A 19,143-nucleotide genomic window follows, 5' to 3' on the forward strand; every position below is an offset into this window, starting at 1 on the left:
CGGCCGTCGCACCACCGTTGACCGTCAGACGCAGCGGCGAACGTCCGGCGCGGCGAGGTCGGCTGGAAGACCGCCTGAGCAGCTCGGCGGGAGGGCCGGCTTCCCGTGCTCTGTCAGGAAGCCGGCCCCATGGTGCCCCGTGGGTGTTGCCTACTCCAGGCGGCGCGCGTCCGCACCCGCGCCGCCGTCCTTGCCGGGGTGGCAAGCGGAGCGAAGGTCAGACTGCTCAGCAATGCTGACCTGCTCTGGATCTGACGGTAAGGGACATAACGGGTGGGGCGCCATCCCCAGATGTGTGCGCTGACATCGTTCGAACGTCCAGTCAGAGGGCGGACCGCCTTGCTGGCGCTGTAGCTGTGGCACGCTGAGCAGTCCGGAAAGCGGAGCCCGCGAGGGTGCCAACCCGGCAAGCGGCGCCTCCCGTCGCACCACGAGCCGGTCGATGGCGGATGAGCGGGCGGCGGCGCCTCTGCTCGGCGGCGGTCCAGGCCACGGAAGCGCCGCCGCTTCCGCGCTGCCTCAGCCGCGGGCGGCGAGCAGCACGGCGCGGGCGCCGGCGAGGTCGTCCGGTGCGAACCAGGGCGTGCCGTCGATGGGGCGGCGGGTGCCGACCCGGACCGTCAGGCCCGCGCGCAGCCGCGCGGCGCCGAGCTCGTCCAGCGGCCCGACGACCAGCGCGAGGTCGAGGCGGGGGTCGTCGGCGAAGCCCTGCTCGTCGGCCAGCGCGCTGATCCGGGCGGCGGCCTCGGACGCGTCGAACTCGACGGCGTCGACGGCGAGCGTGACGTCCTCGAGGTCGCCGAGCGTGTCGGCCAGCCCGCGCAGCAGCGCGGGGTCGCGAAGGAGGTCGTCGGCGGCGACGCAGGCGACGAGCGGGCGGGCTCCGCGCAACGGCTGGGGACCCACGGCGTCCGGCCCGAGCTGCGCCCGGACCTCCAGCAGCGCGCCGCGGGCGTCGTCGCTCGGCGGGTCGGCCGCGGCGGCACGCGTCGCGACCGCGAGTGCTTCGTGAAGCTGATCACTGCTCAGCAGCTCGCGGGCGGACGCCACCAGCGATGCCGCCTCCGCGCGGTCCTCGTCGCTCACGCAGACCAGCTCCACGAACGGCGTCCCCGCGACGCTCAGCGCCTCGGCGGCGACGCGGGCGAACGCGTCCCACGCGCGCTCCAGCTCCTCGACCGGCACCGCGGCAGCGTCGACCCGCCGCAGGAACCAGCGCTGCAGCCGCAGCCCGCGCCGCAGCTCGCGCAGCCGCGCCGCGCCCTGCGCGCCGAGCGACATGTTGGTCCCGTGGAACCGGTACAGCGTCCGGGGGATCGGCAGGTAGGCGATCTCGGCGAACTGCGATGCCCGCACCGCCAGCCACCAGTCCGCCCACGCCATGTCGTCGGGGATCGGGAACAGCACGTCGCGCAGCCCGCCGCGCACGACGATCGACGAGCCCGTCACGAGGTTCTCGCGCAGGAACGTCGAGAACGAGCGCCCCGACGGCGGCCGCGCGTCGGCCAGCCACGACTCCTGGACCACCTGCCCGGCCCCGTCGATCACGCGCATGTCGCCGTACACGAGCCCGACCTCGGGCCGGGACGCCAGCAGCGCGATCTGCGCGGTCAGCTTGTTGGCGGGCCAGGCGTCGTCGGCGTCGAGGATCGCGAGGAAGTCGGCGCGCAGCGCCGCGTCCTGCTCGGCGCAGCGGTTGACCGCGCCGACGCTGCCCCGGTTCTCCTGGCGCACGAGCGTGACGCGCCCCGGGAAGTCCTCAGCGATCCCCGCAACGACGTCGCCGGTCCCGTCGGTCGACCCGTCGTCGACGACGACGACATGCACGTCGCCCGCGTAGTCCTGGGCCAGCGCGCTGCGGACCGCCTGCCCGACGTACGGCGCCGCCTCGTAGGCGGCGACGAGCACCGCGACCGACGGTGCGGTCATGCGGCGAGCGCGGTCAGCAGCCGCTCGGCGTCGTCGGCGTCGTTCCAGCCGCCGAACGACGCGCGCAGCCGCGCCGCGCCCGGCAGGTCGCGGATCGTGATCCCGGACTCCTGCAGCCGGTCGCGCGTCGCGATCGCGACGTCGTCGGACGCCACGCGCCACGACACCAGCGTGGACTCGCCACGGGCCACCACGTCGAACCCCGCGGCCGTGAGGCCCTCCGCCAGCGACGCCGCGCCACCCACCGCGCGCGCCTGCAGCTCGGCGAACCCGGCCTCGGCCAGGACGTCGTACGCCGCGACCGCGCCCGCGACCTGCGCGAGGTCGCGCAGCGGCGTGTCGTGGCGCCGCGCGTTGTCCACCAACTCGGTCTCGAACCCCGCGTTGGGGTCGACCAGCCCGCCGTAGGACGGCGCGGGGGAGCCGAGGCGCTCGATCCACTCCGGCTCGATCCACAGCATCCCGCAGCCGACCGGCCCGCACAGCCACTTCTGACCGGAGCCCGCGTAGAACTGGACGCCCAGCGCGCTCACGTCGACCGGCACCGCGCCCACGCCCTGCGCGCCGTCGAGCAGCACCGGGATGTTGTAGGCCTTGGCCCGCGCGACGATCTCCGCCACCGGCGCGACCGTCCCGCTGTGCCAGGACACGTGCGAGACCGCGACCAACTTGGTGTTCTCGGTGATCGCCTCGGCGACCTCCGCGGCAGGGACGATCTTCAGCACCACGCCGCGCTGCTCACGCGCCGCGATCAGCGGCCCGGTCACGCCCGGGTGCTCGTCGTCGGCGGTCACGACCTCGTCGCCGGCGCCCAGCCCGAGGTTGGCGATCACGTGCGCGCAGCCGTCGCTGGTCCCGGCCGTCAGCGCGACGTGGTCCGGCGCGGCCGCGCCCAGCAGCGTCGCGTACCGCGCGCGCAGCTCCTCGGACAGCGGCACGAGCCGCCCGTAGAAGTCGCCCGAGCGGCCGTTCGCCGTCGACCAGCGCCAGGCGTCGAGCGCCGCGTGCTCGGCCGCGGCCGGCAGCGGGCCGCAGGTCCCGGCGTTGAGGTAGGCGGTCTCGGCGAGGACGGGGAAGGCGGCACGCAGGCGGGCGGCATCCATGCCACCGCACCTTACGCCGGGAGTCGGTCAGCGGCCGCAGACCGGCCACTGCCCCGGACCGGCCGAGGCGTACAACATCGCCGCGCGGCGGTCCTGCTCGCCCTCGGAGGCCTGCGCGGGGTTGCCGGAACCGCCGACCGCCTGCCAGGTGGCAAGGGTGAACTGGTACTTGCCGTAGAAGCCGTTGCCGGTGTCGGTCGACGGGTTGCCGCCGGACTCGCAGGCGGCGATCGCCTGCAGCGCGGGGGAGGCGTTGGGCGCGGCGGCCTTCGCCTTCGCGGCGCGGGCGTGGCGCAGCGCGCGCCTGAGGTGCGTGTGGTGACGGGTCAGCTTCGCCAGCGACCAGGCCCTGATCGTGTGCGAGTAGGACCGCTTGAGCTTCGTGCCCTTCACGTGCGCGAGCGTGCGCGCGAGCCGGACGTCGCGCCGGACCAGCGGGGTCTTGGCGACGCTGATGATCGACGCCAGGCCGGCGCCGGTGCCCTGTCCGGGCAGCTGCGGGGCGCTCATGGCGCCGGCGGTTCCTGCGGGCGCTGCGACGGCGAGGGCGGTGCCGGCCAGCGTGAATCGGGTGAGCGTGCGAGATCGCATCGGTGCGGTCCCTCCTTGGCGGGCGCGACGTCGAACGCCCGTGGTGGCGCACGCGTCCTGGCCGCGTCGTTGTGGTGCTCGTGTTGCGGTCCCGGGGCGCGCGAGATGTTGCGAAACAGCTACGCCCTGCGCAGGACCGACGACAACACCGTAGCGAGATCGCCCAACTTGCCGAGTCGGCAGCGCGCTCTGGCCTAGGATGCGACGCATGAAGGTCACCCTCCCTGACGGCAAGGAGCTCGAGCTCGCCGACGGCGCTTCAGGCGCCGACGCGGCGGCCGCGATCGGTCCAGGACTCGCGAAGGCGGCCCTGGCCATCAAGGTCGACGGGCGAACGCAGGACCTCGCGCTTCCGCTGCCCGAGGGCACGGGCATCGACATCATCACCGACCGGTCCGGCGCCGACGCGCTGGAGCTGATCCGGCACGACACCGCGCACGTGCTCGCGGCCGCGATGCTGGAGCTCTACCCGGGCGTGAAGATCTCGATCGGCCCCGCTATCGAGAACGGGTTCTACTACGACTTCGAGTTCCCGGAGGGCGTGTCGTTCAGCGATGCGGACTTCGAGAAGGTCGAGGCCAAGATGCGCGAGCACGTCGCCGCCGACGAGGCGTTCACGCGAGAGGTCGTGTCGGTCGACGACGCGCTGGCGCGCTTCCGGGCCGAGGGCCAGGACTACAAGGTCGAGCTGATCGAGGACCTCGTCAAGAACGAGGGCGTCGACACGGTGTCGCTGTACACCAACGGCCCGTTCACCGACCTCTGCCGCGGGCCGCACGCGCCGACCACGAAGCGGATCGGCGCGTTCAAGCTGCAGTCGACGGCGGGCGCCTACTGGCGCGGCGATTCCAACCGCACCATGTTGACCCGCGTCTACGGGACCGCGTTCTTCAAGCAGAAGGAGCTGGACGCCCACCTGCACATGCTGGAGGAGGCGCGTGCGCGCGACCACCGCCGGCTGGGCAAGGACCTGGGGTTGTTCACGTTCTCGGAGCTGGCGCCGGGCATGCCGCTGTGGCAGCCGCCGGGGATGGCGATCTGGAACCAGCTGACCGAGCTGTGGCGGTCCGAGAACCGCAGGCGCGGCTACGACGAGGTCAAGACGCCGATCCTGTGGGACGTCGAGCTGTTCAAGGCCAGCGGCCACTGGCAGAACTACCGCGACAACATGTACTTCACGGACATCGAGGACCGGCCGATGGGCCTCAAGCCCATGAACTGCCCGGGCCACGTCCAGCTGTTCAAGGACGTCCGGCGGTCTTACCGCGATCTGCCGATGCGGTTCTCCGAGCAGGGGCTCGTCCACCGGCACGAGCCGTCCGGGACGTTGCACGGGCTGATGCGGGTCCGGCACATCACGCAGGACGACGCCCACATCTTCTGCACCGAGGAGCAGATCGAGGACGAGGTCGTCGGCTGCCTGGACTTCGGGTTCGACATCTACAGGCTGTTCGGCTTCGAGCCCAAGCTCGAGCTCTCGACGCGCCCCGAGAAGCGGCTGGGTGCCGAGGAGGTCTGGGACCACGCCGAGGCGGCGCTGGAGAACGCGCTCAAGCGGCAGGGTCTCGACTACGAGATCAACCCGGGCGACGGCGCGTTCTACGGGCCGAAGATCGACCTGCACATGAGGGACTCGCTCGGCCGCTCGTGGCAGCTGGGCACCGTGCAGCTGGACTATCAGATGCCCGAGCGCCTGGACGCGACCTACACCGGCGCCGACAACGCCGAGCACCGCCCGGTGATGATCCACCGCGCGTTGTTGGGGTCCTTCGAGCGCTTCATCGGGATCCTCATCGAGCACTACGCCGGCGAGTTCCCGCTCTGGCTGTCCCCGACCCAGGCCGTTCTGCTGACGATCGCTGATCGCCACAACGACGCTGCGCATCAGTTCGCCGCGCAGCTGCGCGACGCCGGCGTCCGCGTCAAGGTCGACGACCGCACCGAGTCCGTCGGCCGCAAGATCCGCGAAGCCGAGTTGTCGAAGACGCCCTACATGTTGGTCATCGGCGACGCCGAAGTCGACTCCGGCTCGGTGGCCGTCCGCCGCCACAAGGAAGGCGACATCGGCACCTTCACCATCACCGACTTCGCCCAGAAGATTCAGGACGAGGTCGCGGACGCACGCTCCTTGGAGGCACCGGTCGCCGCGGCGGCGACGACCGACTGACGCTCAGGCTCGGCGCCGCCACTCGGCGGCGCTGAGCACGTTGCACTCTTGCGCGCCGCGGCGTCGATGGGCATGCTGCGCGCGTGCCACGTGCCCGCCGCAGCCGCGCCTCGTCCGGGGAGGACGCGCGCTCCGAGGACGAACGTCCCGCCGCCGCGCCCGCCGCGGTGTCGCCGGGCGCGTCCGTAACGGAGCCGGATGGGGGCGAGGGGACGAGGTGGAGGGCGCTGGCCCTCGCCGTGCCTGCGGTGACGGCGCTCGTCGTGGCGATCATCACGGTCGGCGGACCGCACCTGTGGGGCGGCGGCACGCAGCAGGCCGCCGGCGGCGTGGTGACGCAAGCTCCGACGCCGGCGCCGGGTGGCGACGCCCTGGTCCTGACGGTCGCGACCACCACCTTCACCCCCACCGGGGCCGGCGGCTTCCGGATCTCGGTGCACGGCAGCGCCGCGGCGCTGAGGAGCGGGGAGGCGGTCGTGGCGATCGTGAAGGTCGGCGCGTCGAAGCGGAACTGGATCGTGTCCGGCGCGGTCAAGCCGGACGCCGCGGGCCGCTGGCACGCGGTGATCGCCGTCGGGCACAGGGTCGTGGGCACGATGACCGTGACAGCGGTGTGCGTCGGTCTGCCGACCGAGGTGACGACGCACTCGGAGAACAGCTCGAGCATGCCGAACCCTCGGCCGTCTCGTTCGCCCGCCGTCCCGGCCAGCTCCAGCGGGGGCCCGACTCCGAAGTCGTCGCGTCCGGCGCACCACCATTCCTCCGCGAGCGAGACATCGGCAGACGGTGAGGGGCCGTACGTGGACCCCGGCGGAGAGGACGACTCCGGTGGGGATGACGACCCTGGCGAGATCTCCGGCTCGGGGGATTCGGATGCCGGGTCGTCCGGCACGTCGGGCAGCGAGGTGACGGTGCCGCTGTCGCGCGCCGAGGCGGCTGTCGCCGTCCGGCGCCGGCTCGAGGCGCGGGGTCCGAACGCTCACGGCGTCCGGGCGCGGTCGAGGGCCGTCGTGGTGGTCGTGCCGTAGCGGCGGAGGCTCAGAGGAGCTGGGTGCCCTCGCGCCGGAGGGTGCGGGCGCGGAGGGCGGTGATGGTGAGCAGGGCCGGCGTCGCGGCGAGGAGCAGGATGGCCGGCGGGGTGAGCGCCGCCGGGTGCGCCGCGTCGCGGGCGATGATCGAGGTGAGGGTGATCGTGCCCGCGAGGGCGAGGCGGGGGTCGCTGCCCACCGCGGCGAGTGCGGAGATCGCGACCGCGACGGCGAGCACGGCCACGAGCGCGACGAGGACCGCGTCGTGCTCCCACGGCGGTGGGCCGAGGATCGCGGCGAGGGCGAGCGGGATCGCCAGCCAGGCGAGCCGGCGCGGGTCGGTCGCGCGGCGGCGCGGACGGACCACCATGGTGGTGAAGACCAGGACGGGGAGGACCGCCGTCGTGAGCAGCTCGCCCGTGGCGATGCCGTCGCCGTGCAGGGCGGGGACGCGGCTCGCGGTCCAGGCCAGCGCCACGGCGCCAGCGAGCCGGTCGAAGCCCACCAGCGCGACGGCCAGCGTCAGCGCGAGCGCGGCGATCGACCACCAGGCCAGCAGCGCGTCGTGCTCGCCGCGCACGTGCTGGCCGAGCAGCGTGGCGAGGTCGAGCGTGAGGATCCAGACGCCGGCGCTGCAGACGCCGTCGGCGACCAGCCGCTCCGGTGCCCGCCGCGCCGCCTGGCCGGCCCGGAGCCCGAGCCCGGCGTGGACCAGCCCGAGCAGCTCGGCGGCCACGCGCCGCCGCGGCGCGCCCGCGGTGGCGTCGCGCAGCGCCCCGGCCATCTCCTCGCCGTGCAGCGCCCGCGTCCCTGCCGGGAAGGCGAGCAGCGCCAGCCGCGCGAGCTCGTCGCGGCGCGTCATGCCGTCGCCTCGGTCGCCGTGGCGCGCAGGCGGTGGCTGACCGTGCGGGCGGCACGCGCGAGGCGCTCGGCCTCGGCCTGGAGGAGGAGACGGCCGGCCGGGGTGAGCGTGTAGTCGCGCCGCGGCCGGCCGGAGTGGGTGTAGGGCTCGCCGGCGGTCACCAGGCCGGCGGCGGTCGCGCGGTCCAGGAGCGCGTAGAGGGTCCCGGTCGAGAGCGACACCGTGTCGCCGGACAGTTCGGCCGCGCGCTGGATGATCGCGTAGCCGTGCAGCGGCCCGTCGATCAGCGCGGCGAGGGCGAAGTAGCTCGGGGTGCGCAGCTCCATGCGACGACGATAGATCGATCATCGACCGGTCGTCAAGCGACGTATGCCGGTCGCGGCGGCCGCGCTCAGGCGGTGCGGGCGGCGGACTTCGCTGCCAGCAGCGCCGCGTCGGCGATCGTCAGCAGGCGGGACGGCGGTTGGCCGGCGATGTGCTCGGCGGTGCCGAAGGTGACGCCGAGGGCGGTGGCGTCGGGGGTCGCACAGCGGGCGGCGATCGTCGAGGTGATGCGGGTGGCGATCTCCTCGGCGGTGGCCAGCGGCGTGTCGGACAGCAGCACGACGAACTCGTCGCCGCCCCAGCGGAAGCAGGAGTCGGGCGCGCGAACGACGTCGCGCATCGTGAAGGCGATCTCGGTCAGCAGCCGGTCGCCTTCGCCGTGGCCGAAGCGGTCGTTGACGCCCTTGAAGCCGTCGACGTCGCCGACCAGGGCGCACAAGGGACGGCCGGAGCGCGTGGCCGCCGCGACCCGCGACACCAGCTCGTCGTCCAGCGCGCGGCGGTTGCCCAGCCCGGTCAGCGCGTCGATGCGCGCCAGCTCGTCGGCCGAGGCGGCCTCGGCCCTCAGCGAGCGGCGGACGTTGCGCATCCGCGTGGCGTGGACGAGGCAGACGAACGCCAGCGCCCACATGATCCCCAACGTGGCCAGCCGCTCGGGCAGCATCTCGCGGGTGAAGTCGCCGGTCGCCACAGGCAGGAACACGACGAGCGTGTCGGCGGCGACGCAGATCGCCAGCTTGCGCGCCGGCAGCACGACGCCGCACCACACGATGCTCAGGATCAGCAGCTGCGTGTACGCGCTCTCGCGCCCCGACAGCCACTGCAGCAGCCCCAGCATCACCGGCCCGCTCAGCGCGACGCCGAACAGCAGCACCGGCGGCAGCGGGCGCGTGTTGACGACCATCCCACCGCCGAAGACGAACGCCAGCGCCACGGTCACCGCGGCCGGGATCCAGCCCATGCCGCCGATCACACCGGTCGGCGGATCGAGCGCCAGGAGCACCGTCGCGATCGCACCGGCGCAGCAGAACAGGAACCCCGCGAGCCGCCCGACGAGGCGCGTGTCGAGCAGCTCGTGATGGTCCGGAGCCTCGCGAACGGCGTCGCGAAGGCGCGCGCGTGCGGACGGCGGTTCCACGTCTCGGATGGTCGGCTCCAGGCCGCCGTCCTGAAGCTCGTCGAACATCGCTGGTGCGGAAGTGGACGATCCGTCTATACTTCGCAGCGTTGACTTGCATCACGACACGGTTGGCGCCCTGCTCTTGAAGCCGCGCCACCAGAACAGCTAGTGCCGGTTCCGCGTAGGTTCGACCGGCGGCCGCCCGAGCGGGACACCACCCGCGTCAACGAGCGCATCCGCGTGCCCGAAGTGCGCGTCATCGGCGACGATGGCCAGCAGGTCGGTGTCATGAGGACCGATGCCGCACTGCGCATGGCGCAGGACCGCGATCTCGACCTCGTGGAGGTCGCGCCCGAGGCGCGCCCGCCCGTCGTCCGCATCCTGGACTACTCGAAGTACAAGTACGAGCAGGCCCAGAAGGTCAAGCAGGCGAAGAAGCATCAGCAGCAGATCGTCATCCGGGAGATCAAGTTCCGGCCGAAGATCGCGCAGCACGACTACGACACCAAGAAGGGTCACGTCGAGCGCTTCCTGCGGCACAAGGACAAGGTCAAGATCACGATCATGTTCCGCGGACGCGAGGTGACGCACCCGGAGCGCGGGCGCATGATCCTCGACCGTCTGGCCGAGGAGCTGCAGGAGCTCGCGATCATCGAGCAGCGGCCCAACCTCGACGGCCGCAACATGACGATGATGCTCGGCCCGTCCAGGGCCGTGCTCGCCGGGACGCTCGACGAGGACAAGGCGGAGGACGGCGAGACGCCGGCCGAGGCCGAGGCCCCCGAGACGACCGACGCTGAGACGACTGCCGCCGACGGCGACGAGGCCCCTGAGGCCGAGCCGACCGACGCCGACACGACTGCCGCCGACGGCGACGAGGCCCCTGAGGCCGAGACCGCTGCGGCCACCGCCGAGGCTCCGGCGCCCGACGCCGAGCCCGCGGCGGAGTAACAACCCTCGAAGCATCTGCCGGACGGCGGCGCGCCTCGCGTAGGCGTGCCGCCGTTGGCATGCCCGCGCTCAGTCCGCGACGAGGCCGAGGCGGTGGGCGACAGCGGCGGCCTCGGTGCGGGAGCGCACGTCGAGCTTCGCCAGGATGCGGGAGACGTGGACGCTGGCCGTCTTCTCGGCCATGAACAGCTCCGCGCCGATCTCGCGGTTGGTCGCGCCGCGGGCGACGAGCGCCAGGACCTGGCGTTCCCGCGGCGTCAGCCCGAAGGGATCGTCGTCCTCCGCGGCAGCGCCGTCACCAAGAGCCGCCCCGTCGTCCGACGACGGGGCGGACGCCGCGTCGACCGTCAGCCGCGCCCGCGCGATCAGGCCCTCCAGCTCCCGGACCAGCCACTCCGCGCCCAGCTCGCGCGCCTCGCCTAGCGCGCGCCCCGCGGCCATGGCCGCCTCGTCGCGCCGCCCGCGCGCCAGGCACGCCTCGGCGCCGCGCCACAGCGCGTCGGCCGCCTGCAGCCGCCGGCCCAGCACGCGCCACGCCTCGGACGCGACGATCCACGCCTGCCCGGGATCCTCGCCGCACGCCCGCAGCATGTGCGCCCGCGCGGCGGCGTGGTAGGCGGTCTCCAGCGGCCGGCCCGCTGCCGCGGCCGCCTCGGCGCGCGACAGCATCACGCCCGCCCGCGCCACCGCGTCGGTCCCGCCCGGCTCGTCGCCGAGGTCCCGCGCGCGCTGCGCGATGTCGGCCTCGACGGCGACCCCGGTCAGCGCCAGGCGCCCCAGCCGGACCGTGTCGTCGGAGCAGAACTCCAGCCGCTCCAGCGCGCTCTCGACCGCCTCGCGTGCGCCCATCGGATGCCCGCCGCGCCGGTCCAGCTCGGCGCGCAGCACGCCCGCGACCGCGACGAACTGCGGCTCCAAAGAATCCACGAGCAGCGCCTCGGCCTCCTCCAGCGACGCGCGCGCCGCCGCGTCGTCGCCGCGGCACAGCGCCAGCTCGGCGCGCCGCAGCTCGACGTTGACGCGCGTGTTCCCGGTCGTCCGGCCGGTCCGCCGCAGCTGCGTCTCGGCCTCGGCGTAGTCCCCGCGGTCGATCGCCAGCTCGGCCGCCATCGTCGGCAGCCACGCCGCGCCCGGCACGCCCTCGTCGACCTCGGCCAGCCCCTCCTCGGTGACCGTCCGCGCCTCGCCGGCCAGCCCGGACAGCTGCAGCGCGTCGGCGAGGTTGACGTAGGCGATCCCGAGCAACACGTAGTCCTCGCTGCGCCGCGCCAGCTCGGCGGACTCGCGCAGCGCCGCGACGCCCTCGGCGTGGCGGTCGGTCATGATCAGCGCGAGCCCGAAGTTGTTGTAGGTCTCGCTCCGGAGCAGCTCGCCGTCGCGCCCCTCGGGCAGCTGCGACAGGATCTCCTCGGCCAGCGCGATCGTCTCGGCGTAGCGCGACTGCAGCGTCGCGAGCTTCATGCGCGAGATCGTCAGCGAGATCCGCTCCGCGACCGGCGCGTCGTCGGCCAGCAGCCGCCGCGCGAGGTCCAGCGACGCGCGCGACGCCTCGCCGCGCCCGAGGCCCCACTCGGCCATCGCGCGCTGCTGCAGCAGCATCGGGACGCGCGGGTCGTCGGCGTCGGCCCCGCGCGCCTCGCGCAGCGCGTGGTTGATCAGCGTCGCGCGCCGCTGGTCGTCGCTGTTGCGGTGCGCGCGCGAGGTCCGGACCAGCAGGTCGACGTGGTCCAGCCCCGCGATCGCGACCGGGTCGGCGACGCGCTCCCACAGCTCCAGCGCACGCTCCAGGAACTGCGCGGCGTCGGCCTCGGCGTGCGCGGCGGCCGCCGCGTCGGCGGCCAGGATCGCGGAGCGCAGCGCCTGCGGCTGGTCGCCGGCGCGGTGGTAGTGGTGGGCGATCGCGGCGGCCAGGCCCGGCCCGCCGTCGCCCGGCAGCTTGCGCTCCAGCGCCCGCGCCACGCTCAGGTGCAGGTCCGAGCGCTCGCCCGGCAGCAGGTCGTCGTAGACCACCTCGCGCAGCAGCACGTGGCGGAAGACGTAGCGGTCGCTGCCGTCGACCGCGACGACGTGGCCCGCGATCGCGTCGCGCAGCGCCGCCCGCAGCGCGGCGTCGTCGCGCACGACGTCCAACCCCTCCAACAACGGGTGATCCGCGGGCTGGGCGACCGACAGCACCCGGACGACCTCCTGGGCACCCGCGGGCAGCCGCTCGACCCGGACCATCAGCGCGTCGGCCAGCGACGGCGGCAGCGGTCCCGGCCCGGCGGCCAGCAGCTCCTCGACGAACAGCGCGTTGCCGTCGGAGCGCCGCACGAGCCGCTCGACCTGCTCGGCCGGCGGCTCGACGCCGGTCAGCTCGACCGCCATCGCCCGCACGTCGGTGGCGTCGAGCCCGCCCAGCTCGATCCGCCGCGCGTGCGGCGTGCGCTCCAGGACCGCCAGCAGCGGGCGCAGCGGGTGGCGGCGGTGCAGCTCGTCCGGACGGTAGGACAGCGCGACCAGCATGCGCTCGTCGGCGAGGTTGCGCCCCAGGAACGACAGGAAGTCGCGCGTCGAGCGGTCGGCCCAATGGACGTCCTCGACGATCAGCACGACCGGCGCGTCGCGCGACATCCGGTCGAACGCCGCCAGCAGCGCCTCGAACAGCCGTCCCTGCGCGCCCGAGCGCCGCTCGCTCTCGGTCTGCGGATGGCCGCCGGGCCCGCCGACGTCGGCCAGCCCCGGCAGCAGCGCAGCGAGTTCGAACCGGGCAGCTGCGGGCAGCTCGAGCAGTCCTGGGTCGCCGGCCCGGACGAGCGGTCGCAGCGCGGACACCAGCGGCGCGTAGGGCAGCTCGCCGTCGCCCAGCTCCACGCACTCGCCCGACAGCACCTTCGCGCCCAGCTCAGCCCGCGCGCGGCGCGTCAGCTCGCTCAGCAGACGGGACTTCCCGACCCCGGATTCCCCGGCGACAAAGGCCAGAGCGGGCTGTCCGCCGTCTGCGGCGACGACCGCCTGCAGCAGCGCGGCCAGCTCCGCATCGCGGCCGATCAGGGAGCTGCTGATGGTCGTGGCGGCCACTCCGCTAGCCTACGGGTCGGTCCAGACCGCGCAACCGCGCGTCAAGGTGCCATACTGGCCTCGAGCCAGTCGCCGCGATTCTGCGGGCAATTACAGACTTCCTACACTGGCTCGCCTCCGCACATGCCGAAGATGAAGACCCACTCAGGCGCGAAGAAGCGCTTCAAGCTGACCGCCAAGGGCAAGGTCAAGGCTCGCCACGCCTTCACGAGCCACATCCTCGAGAAGAAGTCGCCGAAGATCAAGCGGCATCGCTCGAAGGACTTCGTCCTTTCTGATCACGATCAGCCGCGCGTCAAGACCCTCTTGGGAGCGAAGAAGAAGTGACCCGCGTCAAGCGCTCCGTCAACGCCAAGAAGAAGCGCCGCAAGACCCTTGAGCTGACCAAGGGCTTCCGCGGCGAGGCGAACTCGAACTACAAGCGCGCGAAGGAGGCCTTGACCAAGGCCGACACCTACGCGTACCGCGACCGCCGCAACCGCAAGCGCGACTTCCGTCGCCTGTGGATCACGCGCATCAACGCCGCGGCGAGGCTGAACGGCCTGTCCTACGGCCAGTTCATCCACGGCCTCAAGCTGGCCGGCATCGACCTGGACCGCAAGGTCCTGGCCGACATCGCCGTGCGCGATCCCGAGACGTTCCGACGCTTTGCCGAGGCCGCCCGTGAGGCGTCGGCAACTGCAGCCGCTAGCTAGCGCACGCAGCCGACACCAAGCTCACAAAGGGCGCCGCTTCCACTCTTGGAACGGCGCCCTTTCTTTTGCCCCGAGCAACACCACCAACTTGATCACCTCTCACCACAACCCGCTCCTCAAGGACATCCGGCGCATCGGCGCCCGGAAGGACCGTGGGCGCTTCGTGGCCGAGGGGGAGGACCTGCTGGCCGCCGCCGACGGCGCGGGTTGGAACCCCGTCCACCGGCTGGTCGCCGGGGTCGACGTGACCGAGGAGGCGCTGGCGAGGGTCTCCGGGCTGGGCTCCGGAACGCGTGAGCTGGCCGTCTACGAGGAGCGCTGGGCGGACGCGCCCGCCGGCCCGCTCGTCCTCGCGCTGTGGGGCGTCAAGGACCCCGGCAACGTCGGGACCGTCCTGCGCGCCGCACACGCCTTCGGCGCCTCGTGCGTCGCGCTCGGCCCCGAGACCGCCGACCCCTACGGGCCCAAGGCGGTCCGGGCGTCGATGGGCGCGATCTTCGTCGTCCCCGTCGCGCGCGTGACGTCGGTCGACGAGCTGCCCGGCACCACGATCGCCCTCGACGCCCGCCGCGGCGAGCCGCTCAGCGGTCCTGCACGGGGCGACGTCAGCATCGTCGTCGGCGCCGAGCGCGCAGGGCTGCCGCCGTCCGTCGTCGAAGCCTGCGACCGCGCCGCCCACATCCCGATCCGCAACGAATCGTTGAACGCCGCCATGGCCGCCACGCTCGCGGCCTATGAGCTGAGTAGGGTCACGAACCCGGAGGCCCCGTGCTAGAGCGCATCGAAGAGATCCACGACGAGGGGCTGACGGCGATCGACGCCGCCGGCTCGACCGAGGCGCTGGAGGAGCTGCGCGTCCGGCTGCTGGGCCGCAAGGCCGAGCTGCCGAACATGCTGCGCGGCGTGGGCGACCTGCCGCCGCAGGAGCGCGGCCAGGTCGGCAAGCGCGCCAACGAGGTGCGCAAGGCGCTGGAGGCGAAGCTGACCGCCGCCGTCGAGCGCCTCGACGCGTCGGAGCTCGACGCCAAGCTGGCCGCCGACCGCGTGGACGTCACGCTGCCCGGCGACCCGCTGCAGCCCGTCGGGCGCCTGCACCTCATCACCCAGACCTGGCGCGAGCTCGAGGACGTCTTCGTCGGCCTCGGCTTCACGGTCATGGAGGGCAACGAGGTCGAGACCGTCCACTACAACTTCGACGCGCTCAACCACGACCCGACGCACCCGGCGCGCGGGCTCAGCGACACGTTCTACGTGGACTCCAACACGGTGCTACGCACGCACACCTCGCCGATGCAGGTCCGGGCGATGGAGCAGCACCCGCCGCCGCTGTACGTCGTGATCCCCGGCCGGGTCTACCGCCGCGACAACGACGCGACCCACACGCCGCAGTTCCACCAGGTTGAAGGCCTTGCGGTCGACGAGGACATCACGCTCGCCGACCTCAAGGGCACGCTGCTGGAGTTCTCCCGCGCGATCTTCGGCGACGAGCGCGACGTGCGCCTGCGCGGCCACTTCTTCCCGTTCACCGAGCCGTCGGTCGAGGTCGACGTCTCCTGCTTCAACTGCAACGGCACCGGCTGGCTCAGGGACGGCTCGCGCTGCCCGCTCTGCAAGGGCGAGGGTTGGATCGAGATCCTCGGCGCCGGTGAGGTGGACCCCAACGTGTACTCCTACGTCAACGACGACCGCTACGACCCCGAGAAGGTCCAGGGCTTCGCCTGGGGCATGGGCATCGAGCGGATCGCGTTCCTCAAGCACGGCGTCAGCGACCTGCGGTTGTTCTATGAGAACGACCTGCGCTTCCTGGAGCAGTTCGGATGAAGTCCGCCTACAGCTGGCTGCGCGAGTACTCCGCGCCGGACATCACGCTCGACGAGTTCGAGGAGCGCCTCACGCTCACCGGCACCAAGGTCGAGGCGATCACGAGGTTCGGCGTCCCGGCGCCGGACGGGCTGGTCGTCGGCAAGGTCCTGACGTGCGGCAAGCACCCGGACGCCGATCGCCTCAACGTCACCACCGTCGATGTCGGCGATGGCGGCGAGCCGCAGCAGATCGTCTGCGGCGCGCCGAACGTCGCGGCGGGTCAGACGGTCGCGGTCGCGCGGCCCGGCTCGGTCCTGCCCGACGGCACGAGGCTCAAGAAGGCCAAGCTGCGCGGCGTCGAGTCCAACGGGATGATCCTGTCCGAGGACGAGGTCGGCCTCGCGTCGGACCGCGCGGGCGGGATCATGGTCCTCGACGATGCGCTGACCGCGGGCACGCCGCTGGTCGACGTGCTGCCGATCATGGACGACGTGATCGAGTTCGAGATCACGCCGAATCGCCCGGACTGCCTCGGCGTCTACGGCCTCGCGCGGGAGATCCACGCCGCGACCGGCGCGCCGCTGGCGCCGGCGCCGTGGGCCGACGACCCGGGCTCCGCGGGCTACGTGCCCGGCGCGCACGTCCGGATCGACGCGCCGGACCTGTGCCCGCGCTTCACCGCGCGCGTGTTCGAGAACGTGACGATCGGCCCGTCGCCGCGCTGGCTCAAGCAGCGCCTGCTGGCCGCGGGGATCCGCCCGATCTCCAACGTCGTCGACATCACCAACTACGCGATGCTCCTCAGCGGGCATCCGCTGCACGCCTTCGACCTCGACAAGGTCGCCGGCGGCGAGCTGACGATCCGGCGCGCCAGGGACGGCGAGCAGGTCGAGACGCTCGACGGCCAGACCCGGACGCTCGACAGCGACATGCTGGTCATCGACGACGCCGACGGCCCGACGTCGATCGCCGGCGTCATGGGCGGTGCGCGCTCCGAGGTCGGCGACGACACGACACGCGTCCTGATGGAGGCCGCGACCTGGATCGGGCCGAACATCCACCGCACGTCGAACCTGCTGCAGCTGCGGTCGGAGGCGTCGTCGCGCTTCGGCGACGGCCTCGCGCCCGAGCAGGCGATGGAGGCGCAGATCGTCGCCACCAAGCTGATGCTGGAGCTGACCGGCGCGCAGCTGGTCGGCGGGACGATCGACGTCGGCCCGTTCGCCAAGGAGCCGTGGCCGGACGCGACGCTCCGCCTCCGCGCGGCGCGCGTGGCCGGGTTGTTGGGGTTGTCGATCTCGCGCGAGCGCCAGACCGAGACGCTGACCGCTCTGGGCTTCGGCGTGGCCGCGGCCGATGACGGGCTCGACGTGACCGTGCCGGGCTTCCGGCGCTACGACGTCACGCGCGAGGCCGACCTCGTCGAGGAGGTCGGTCGCTTCGACCTCGACAAGCTCCCGGCGACGCTGCCCAAGCGGCGCGGCACCGCGGGGCGGATGTCGCTGGAGCAGCGCCTGCGCCGCCGCGCGGTCGACGCGCTGATCGGCCGCGGCGCCTACGAGATCGTGGGCTGGTCGTTCACCGACCGCGGCGTCGCCGACCGTCTGCGGCTGCCCGAGGGCGACCCGCGCCGCAGGTTCGTGGCCCTGCAGAACCCGATGAGCGAGGACCACTCGGTCCTGCGCACGACCGTGCTCGGCTCGCTGCTGGACGCCGCGCGCCACAACATCGCGCGCGGCAACGCCGACCTGAGGCTGATCGAGCAGGGCGCGATCTACGTCGCGCAGGAGGGCGAGACGCTGCCGCACGAGCACCGCGCGCTCGGCGCCGTCCTGACCGGCCGGCTCGTCGCGCCGTCGTGGGGTGACGCGGGCGCGCCGAAGACGGCGGACTTCTTCGCCGCCAAGGGCCTGCTCGCCGCGACGCTCGACACGCTGCGCGTCGACTGGTCGGTGCGCGAGAAGGCCGAGCCGTTCCTGCACCCGGGCCGCAGCGCCGAGGTGCTCGTGCACGCGGGCACCGAGGACGAGCAGCTCGTCGGCTGGGTCGGCGAGATCCACCCGCTCGTCGCTCGTGAGTGGGAGATCGAGGGGACGGTCGCGGCGTTCGAGGTCGACCTCGACGCGGTCGTCGCCCACGCCGTCGGCGTGCCGTACTTCCAGGACCTGACGACGTTCCCGCCGGTCCGCCAGGACCTCGCGGTGATCGTGGAGGACGCGGTCGCGGCCGACGACGTCCTCGCCGCCGTGCGCGGCGCGGGCGGCAAGCTGCTGCGCGGCGTGCGCGTCTTCGACGTCTACCGGGGCGCGCAGGTCGGCGAGGGGCGCAAGTCGCTCGCGCTGGCGCTCACGTTCCAGGCCCCCGACCGCACGCTCTCCGACGAGGACGTCGCGCCCGCGCGCGGCAAGATCGTCGACGCGCTCGCCTCCCAGGTGGGAGGTGAGCTCCGTGGCTGACCAGGCCGGCAACGACGAGTTCGACGACGACCTCGAACGGCCGCGGGTGCTGGTCGCGGGTGCGTCCGGCTTCGCGGGCGCGCTCGCCGCGCGGCTGATCGACCGCCACCCGAGGTTCCGGCTGTCGGCGATCACGTCGCGGTCGGACGCGGGCACGCCGCTCAACGCGCTGTACCCGCACCACCGCGTCCCGCTGGTCCTGGAGGAGCTGAACCTCGACCTCGAGCACCAGGGCGAGGTCGACGCCGCGATCGTCGCCTACCCGCACGGCGCGTCGGCCCCGCTGGTCGCAGAGCTGTTGGAGGGCGGAGTCAAGGTCATTGACTTGTCCGCCGACTTCCGGCTGCGCGACCTGAGCGTGTACGAGGAGTACTACGTCAGGCACCCGCACCCCGAGTTGTTGGAGGAGTCGGTCTACGGGCTGCCGGAGCTGTACCGCTCGGCGATCGCCGAGACCATGCTCGTTGCCGGCCCGGGCTGCTATCCGACCGCCGCGATCCTGACGCTGGCGCCGCTGGCGCGGGCGGGGCTGCTGGGCGACGTGATCATCGACGCCAAGTCGGGGGTCAGCGGCGCGGGGCGCGCGGCGACGCAGAGGACGCACTTCGTGACGGTCGACGAGAACGTCACGCCCTACGGCGTCGGCACCCACCGCCACGCGCCGGAGATCGACCAGGAGCTGGTGGCGCTCGGCGCGCGCGAGGACCTCAAGGTCACGTTCACGCCGCACCTGCTGCCGCTCGACCAGGGCGAGCTGGTGTCCTGCTACGTGACGGTCAGCGACGACGCGTCCGTTGATGATGTCGTCGAGTTGTATGAGAACGCGTACGCGGGCGAGCCGTTCGTGGACGTCGTGACGCGCCCGCCGGGCGTCCGCGACGTGCGCGAGACCAACATCTGCTCGATCAACGTGCAGGTCGACCCGCGGACCGGCAAGGTGCTGGCCTTCGGCGCGATCGACAACCTGTGGAAGGGGACCTCGTCGCAGGCGCTGCAGTCCCTGAACCTGATGTTCGGCTTCGATGAGACGGAGGGGCTGCTTTGAGCGATCCAG

The 19,143-nt window shown here is 73.1% G+C and carries 16 protein-coding genes; 9 read left to right on the forward strand and 7 right to left on the reverse strand.

Annotated elements, in window-relative coordinates; translation table 11 throughout:
- Positions 1–519: 519 nt before the first annotated feature.
- From H030_RS37465 to H030_RS40490, 3 genes are read right to left on the reverse strand one after another with little or no spacing between them, the layout of a single operon-like run.
- Positions 520–1,929 (reverse strand): glycosyltransferase, encoded by a 1,410-nt coding sequence (locus H030_RS37465; RefSeq protein ID WP_027007194.1) that lies wholly within the window; start codon positions 1,927–1,929, stop codon positions 520–522.
- Complete coding sequence (locus tag H030_RS0118475; RefSeq protein WP_027007195.1) at positions 1,926–3,032, reverse strand: aminotransferase class V-fold PLP-dependent enzyme; 1,107 nt, start codon at positions 3,030–3,032, stop codon at positions 1,926–1,928. The genes H030_RS37465 and H030_RS0118475 overlap by 4 nt, the downstream gene beginning before the upstream one ends.
- A 27-nt stretch (positions 3,033–3,059) precedes the next feature.
- The gene (locus H030_RS40490; protein WP_269208534.1) at positions 3,060–3,623 is read right to left on the reverse strand and encodes a transglycosylase family protein; all 564 of its coding nucleotides are present in this window, start codon (positions 3,621–3,623) and stop codon (positions 3,060–3,062) included.
- A gap of 208 nt (positions 3,624–3,831) precedes the next feature.
- Between H030_RS40490 and thrS the strand changes: the two genes are divergently transcribed.
- Both thrS and H030_RS0118490 read left to right on the forward strand, forming a co-directional pair.
- The gene (gene thrS, locus H030_RS33360) at positions 3,832–5,790 is read left to right on the forward strand and encodes a threonine--tRNA ligase (protein WP_081690925.1); all 1,959 of its coding nucleotides are present in this window, start codon (positions 3,832–3,834) and stop codon (positions 5,788–5,790) included.
- 83 nt (positions 5,791–5,873) lie between these two features.
- The gene (locus H030_RS0118490) at positions 5,874–6,818 is read left to right on the forward strand and encodes a hypothetical protein (RefSeq protein ID WP_155892137.1); all 945 of its coding nucleotides are present in this window, start codon (positions 5,874–5,876) and stop codon (positions 6,816–6,818) included.
- A gap of 10 nt (positions 6,819–6,828) precedes the next feature.
- Here H030_RS0118490 and H030_RS0118495 read toward each other — a convergent pair whose 3' ends face one another.
- The 3 genes from H030_RS0118495 to H030_RS37475 form a co-directional block, all read right to left on the reverse strand.
- Positions 6,829–7,680, reverse strand: coding sequence for a hypothetical protein (locus H030_RS0118495; protein ID WP_027007198.1), 852 nt, complete (start codon positions 7,678–7,680; stop codon positions 6,829–6,831).
- Positions 7,677–8,006 carry a PadR family transcriptional regulator gene (locus tag H030_RS0118500; RefSeq protein ID WP_035127939.1) on the reverse strand — a complete coding sequence of 110 codons (330 nt, stop codon included), beginning with the start codon at positions 8,004–8,006 and terminating at the stop codon, positions 7,677–7,679. Before H030_RS0118500 ends, H030_RS0118495 begins: the two co-directional genes overlap by 4 nt.
- A 65-nt stretch (positions 8,007–8,071) precedes the next feature.
- Positions 8,072–9,190, reverse strand: coding sequence for a GGDEF domain-containing protein (locus tag H030_RS37475; RefSeq protein ID WP_051223087.1), 1,119 nt, complete (start codon positions 9,188–9,190; stop codon positions 8,072–8,074).
- 102 nt (positions 9,191–9,292) lie between these two features.
- Between H030_RS37475 and infC the strand changes: the two genes are divergently transcribed.
- Positions 9,293–10,075 carry a translation initiation factor IF-3 gene (gene infC / locus H030_RS33370; RefSeq protein ID WP_051223089.1) on the forward strand — a complete coding sequence of 261 codons (783 nt, stop codon included), beginning with the start codon at positions 9,293–9,295 and terminating at the stop codon, positions 10,073–10,075.
- Positions 10,076–10,144: 69 nt separating this feature from the next.
- On the opposite strand, the gene H030_RS0118515 is transcribed toward infC, so the two are convergent.
- The gene (locus H030_RS0118515) at positions 10,145–13,135 is read right to left on the reverse strand and encodes a helix-turn-helix transcriptional regulator (protein WP_027007200.1); all 2,991 of its coding nucleotides are present in this window, start codon (positions 13,133–13,135) and stop codon (positions 10,145–10,147) included.
- A 123-nt stretch (positions 13,136–13,258) separates the two neighbouring features.
- Here H030_RS0118515 and rpmI point away from each other — a divergent pair, with 123 nt between their 5' ends.
- From rpmI to argC, 6 genes are all read left to right on the forward strand, one after another.
- On the forward strand, positions 13,259–13,462 hold the full coding sequence (rpmI, locus tag H030_RS0118520; protein WP_027007201.1) for a 50S ribosomal protein L35: 204 nt from the start codon (positions 13,259–13,261) through the stop codon (positions 13,460–13,462).
- Positions 13,459–13,830, forward strand: a complete 372-nt coding sequence (rplT, locus tag H030_RS0118525) for a 50S ribosomal protein L20 (protein WP_027007202.1) — start codon at positions 13,459–13,461, stop codon at positions 13,828–13,830. The genes rpmI and rplT overlap by 4 nt, the downstream gene beginning before the upstream one ends.
- Positions 13,831–13,918: 88 nt before the next feature.
- Positions 13,919–14,605 carry a TrmH family RNA methyltransferase gene (locus H030_RS33375; protein WP_051223091.1) on the forward strand — a complete coding sequence of 229 codons (687 nt, stop codon included), beginning with the start codon at positions 13,919–13,921 and terminating at the stop codon, positions 14,603–14,605.
- Positions 14,599–15,651: a phenylalanine--tRNA ligase subunit alpha gene (gene pheS / locus H030_RS0118535; RefSeq protein WP_027007203.1), complete on the forward strand. Its 1,053-nt coding sequence runs from the start codon at positions 14,599–14,601 to the stop codon at positions 15,649–15,651. Before H030_RS33375 ends, pheS begins: the two co-directional genes overlap by 7 nt.
- Positions 15,648–18,089 carry a phenylalanine--tRNA ligase subunit beta gene (gene pheT / locus H030_RS0118540; protein ID WP_027007204.1) on the forward strand — a complete coding sequence of 814 codons (2,442 nt, stop codon included), beginning with the start codon at positions 15,648–15,650 and terminating at the stop codon, positions 18,087–18,089. The genes pheS and pheT overlap by 4 nt, the downstream gene beginning before the upstream one ends.
- Complete coding sequence (gene argC / locus H030_RS0118545; RefSeq protein WP_081691025.1) at positions 18,082–19,134, forward strand: N-acetyl-gamma-glutamyl-phosphate reductase; 1,053 nt, start codon at positions 18,082–18,084, stop codon at positions 19,132–19,134. Before pheT ends, argC begins: the two co-directional genes overlap by 8 nt.
- Positions 19,135–19,143 lie beyond the last annotated feature (9 nt).

This window comes from Conexibacter woesei Iso977N, from assembly GCF_000424625.1.
Lineage (GTDB): Bacteria > Actinomycetota > Thermoleophilia > Solirubrobacterales > Solirubrobacteraceae > Baekduia > Baekduia woesei_A.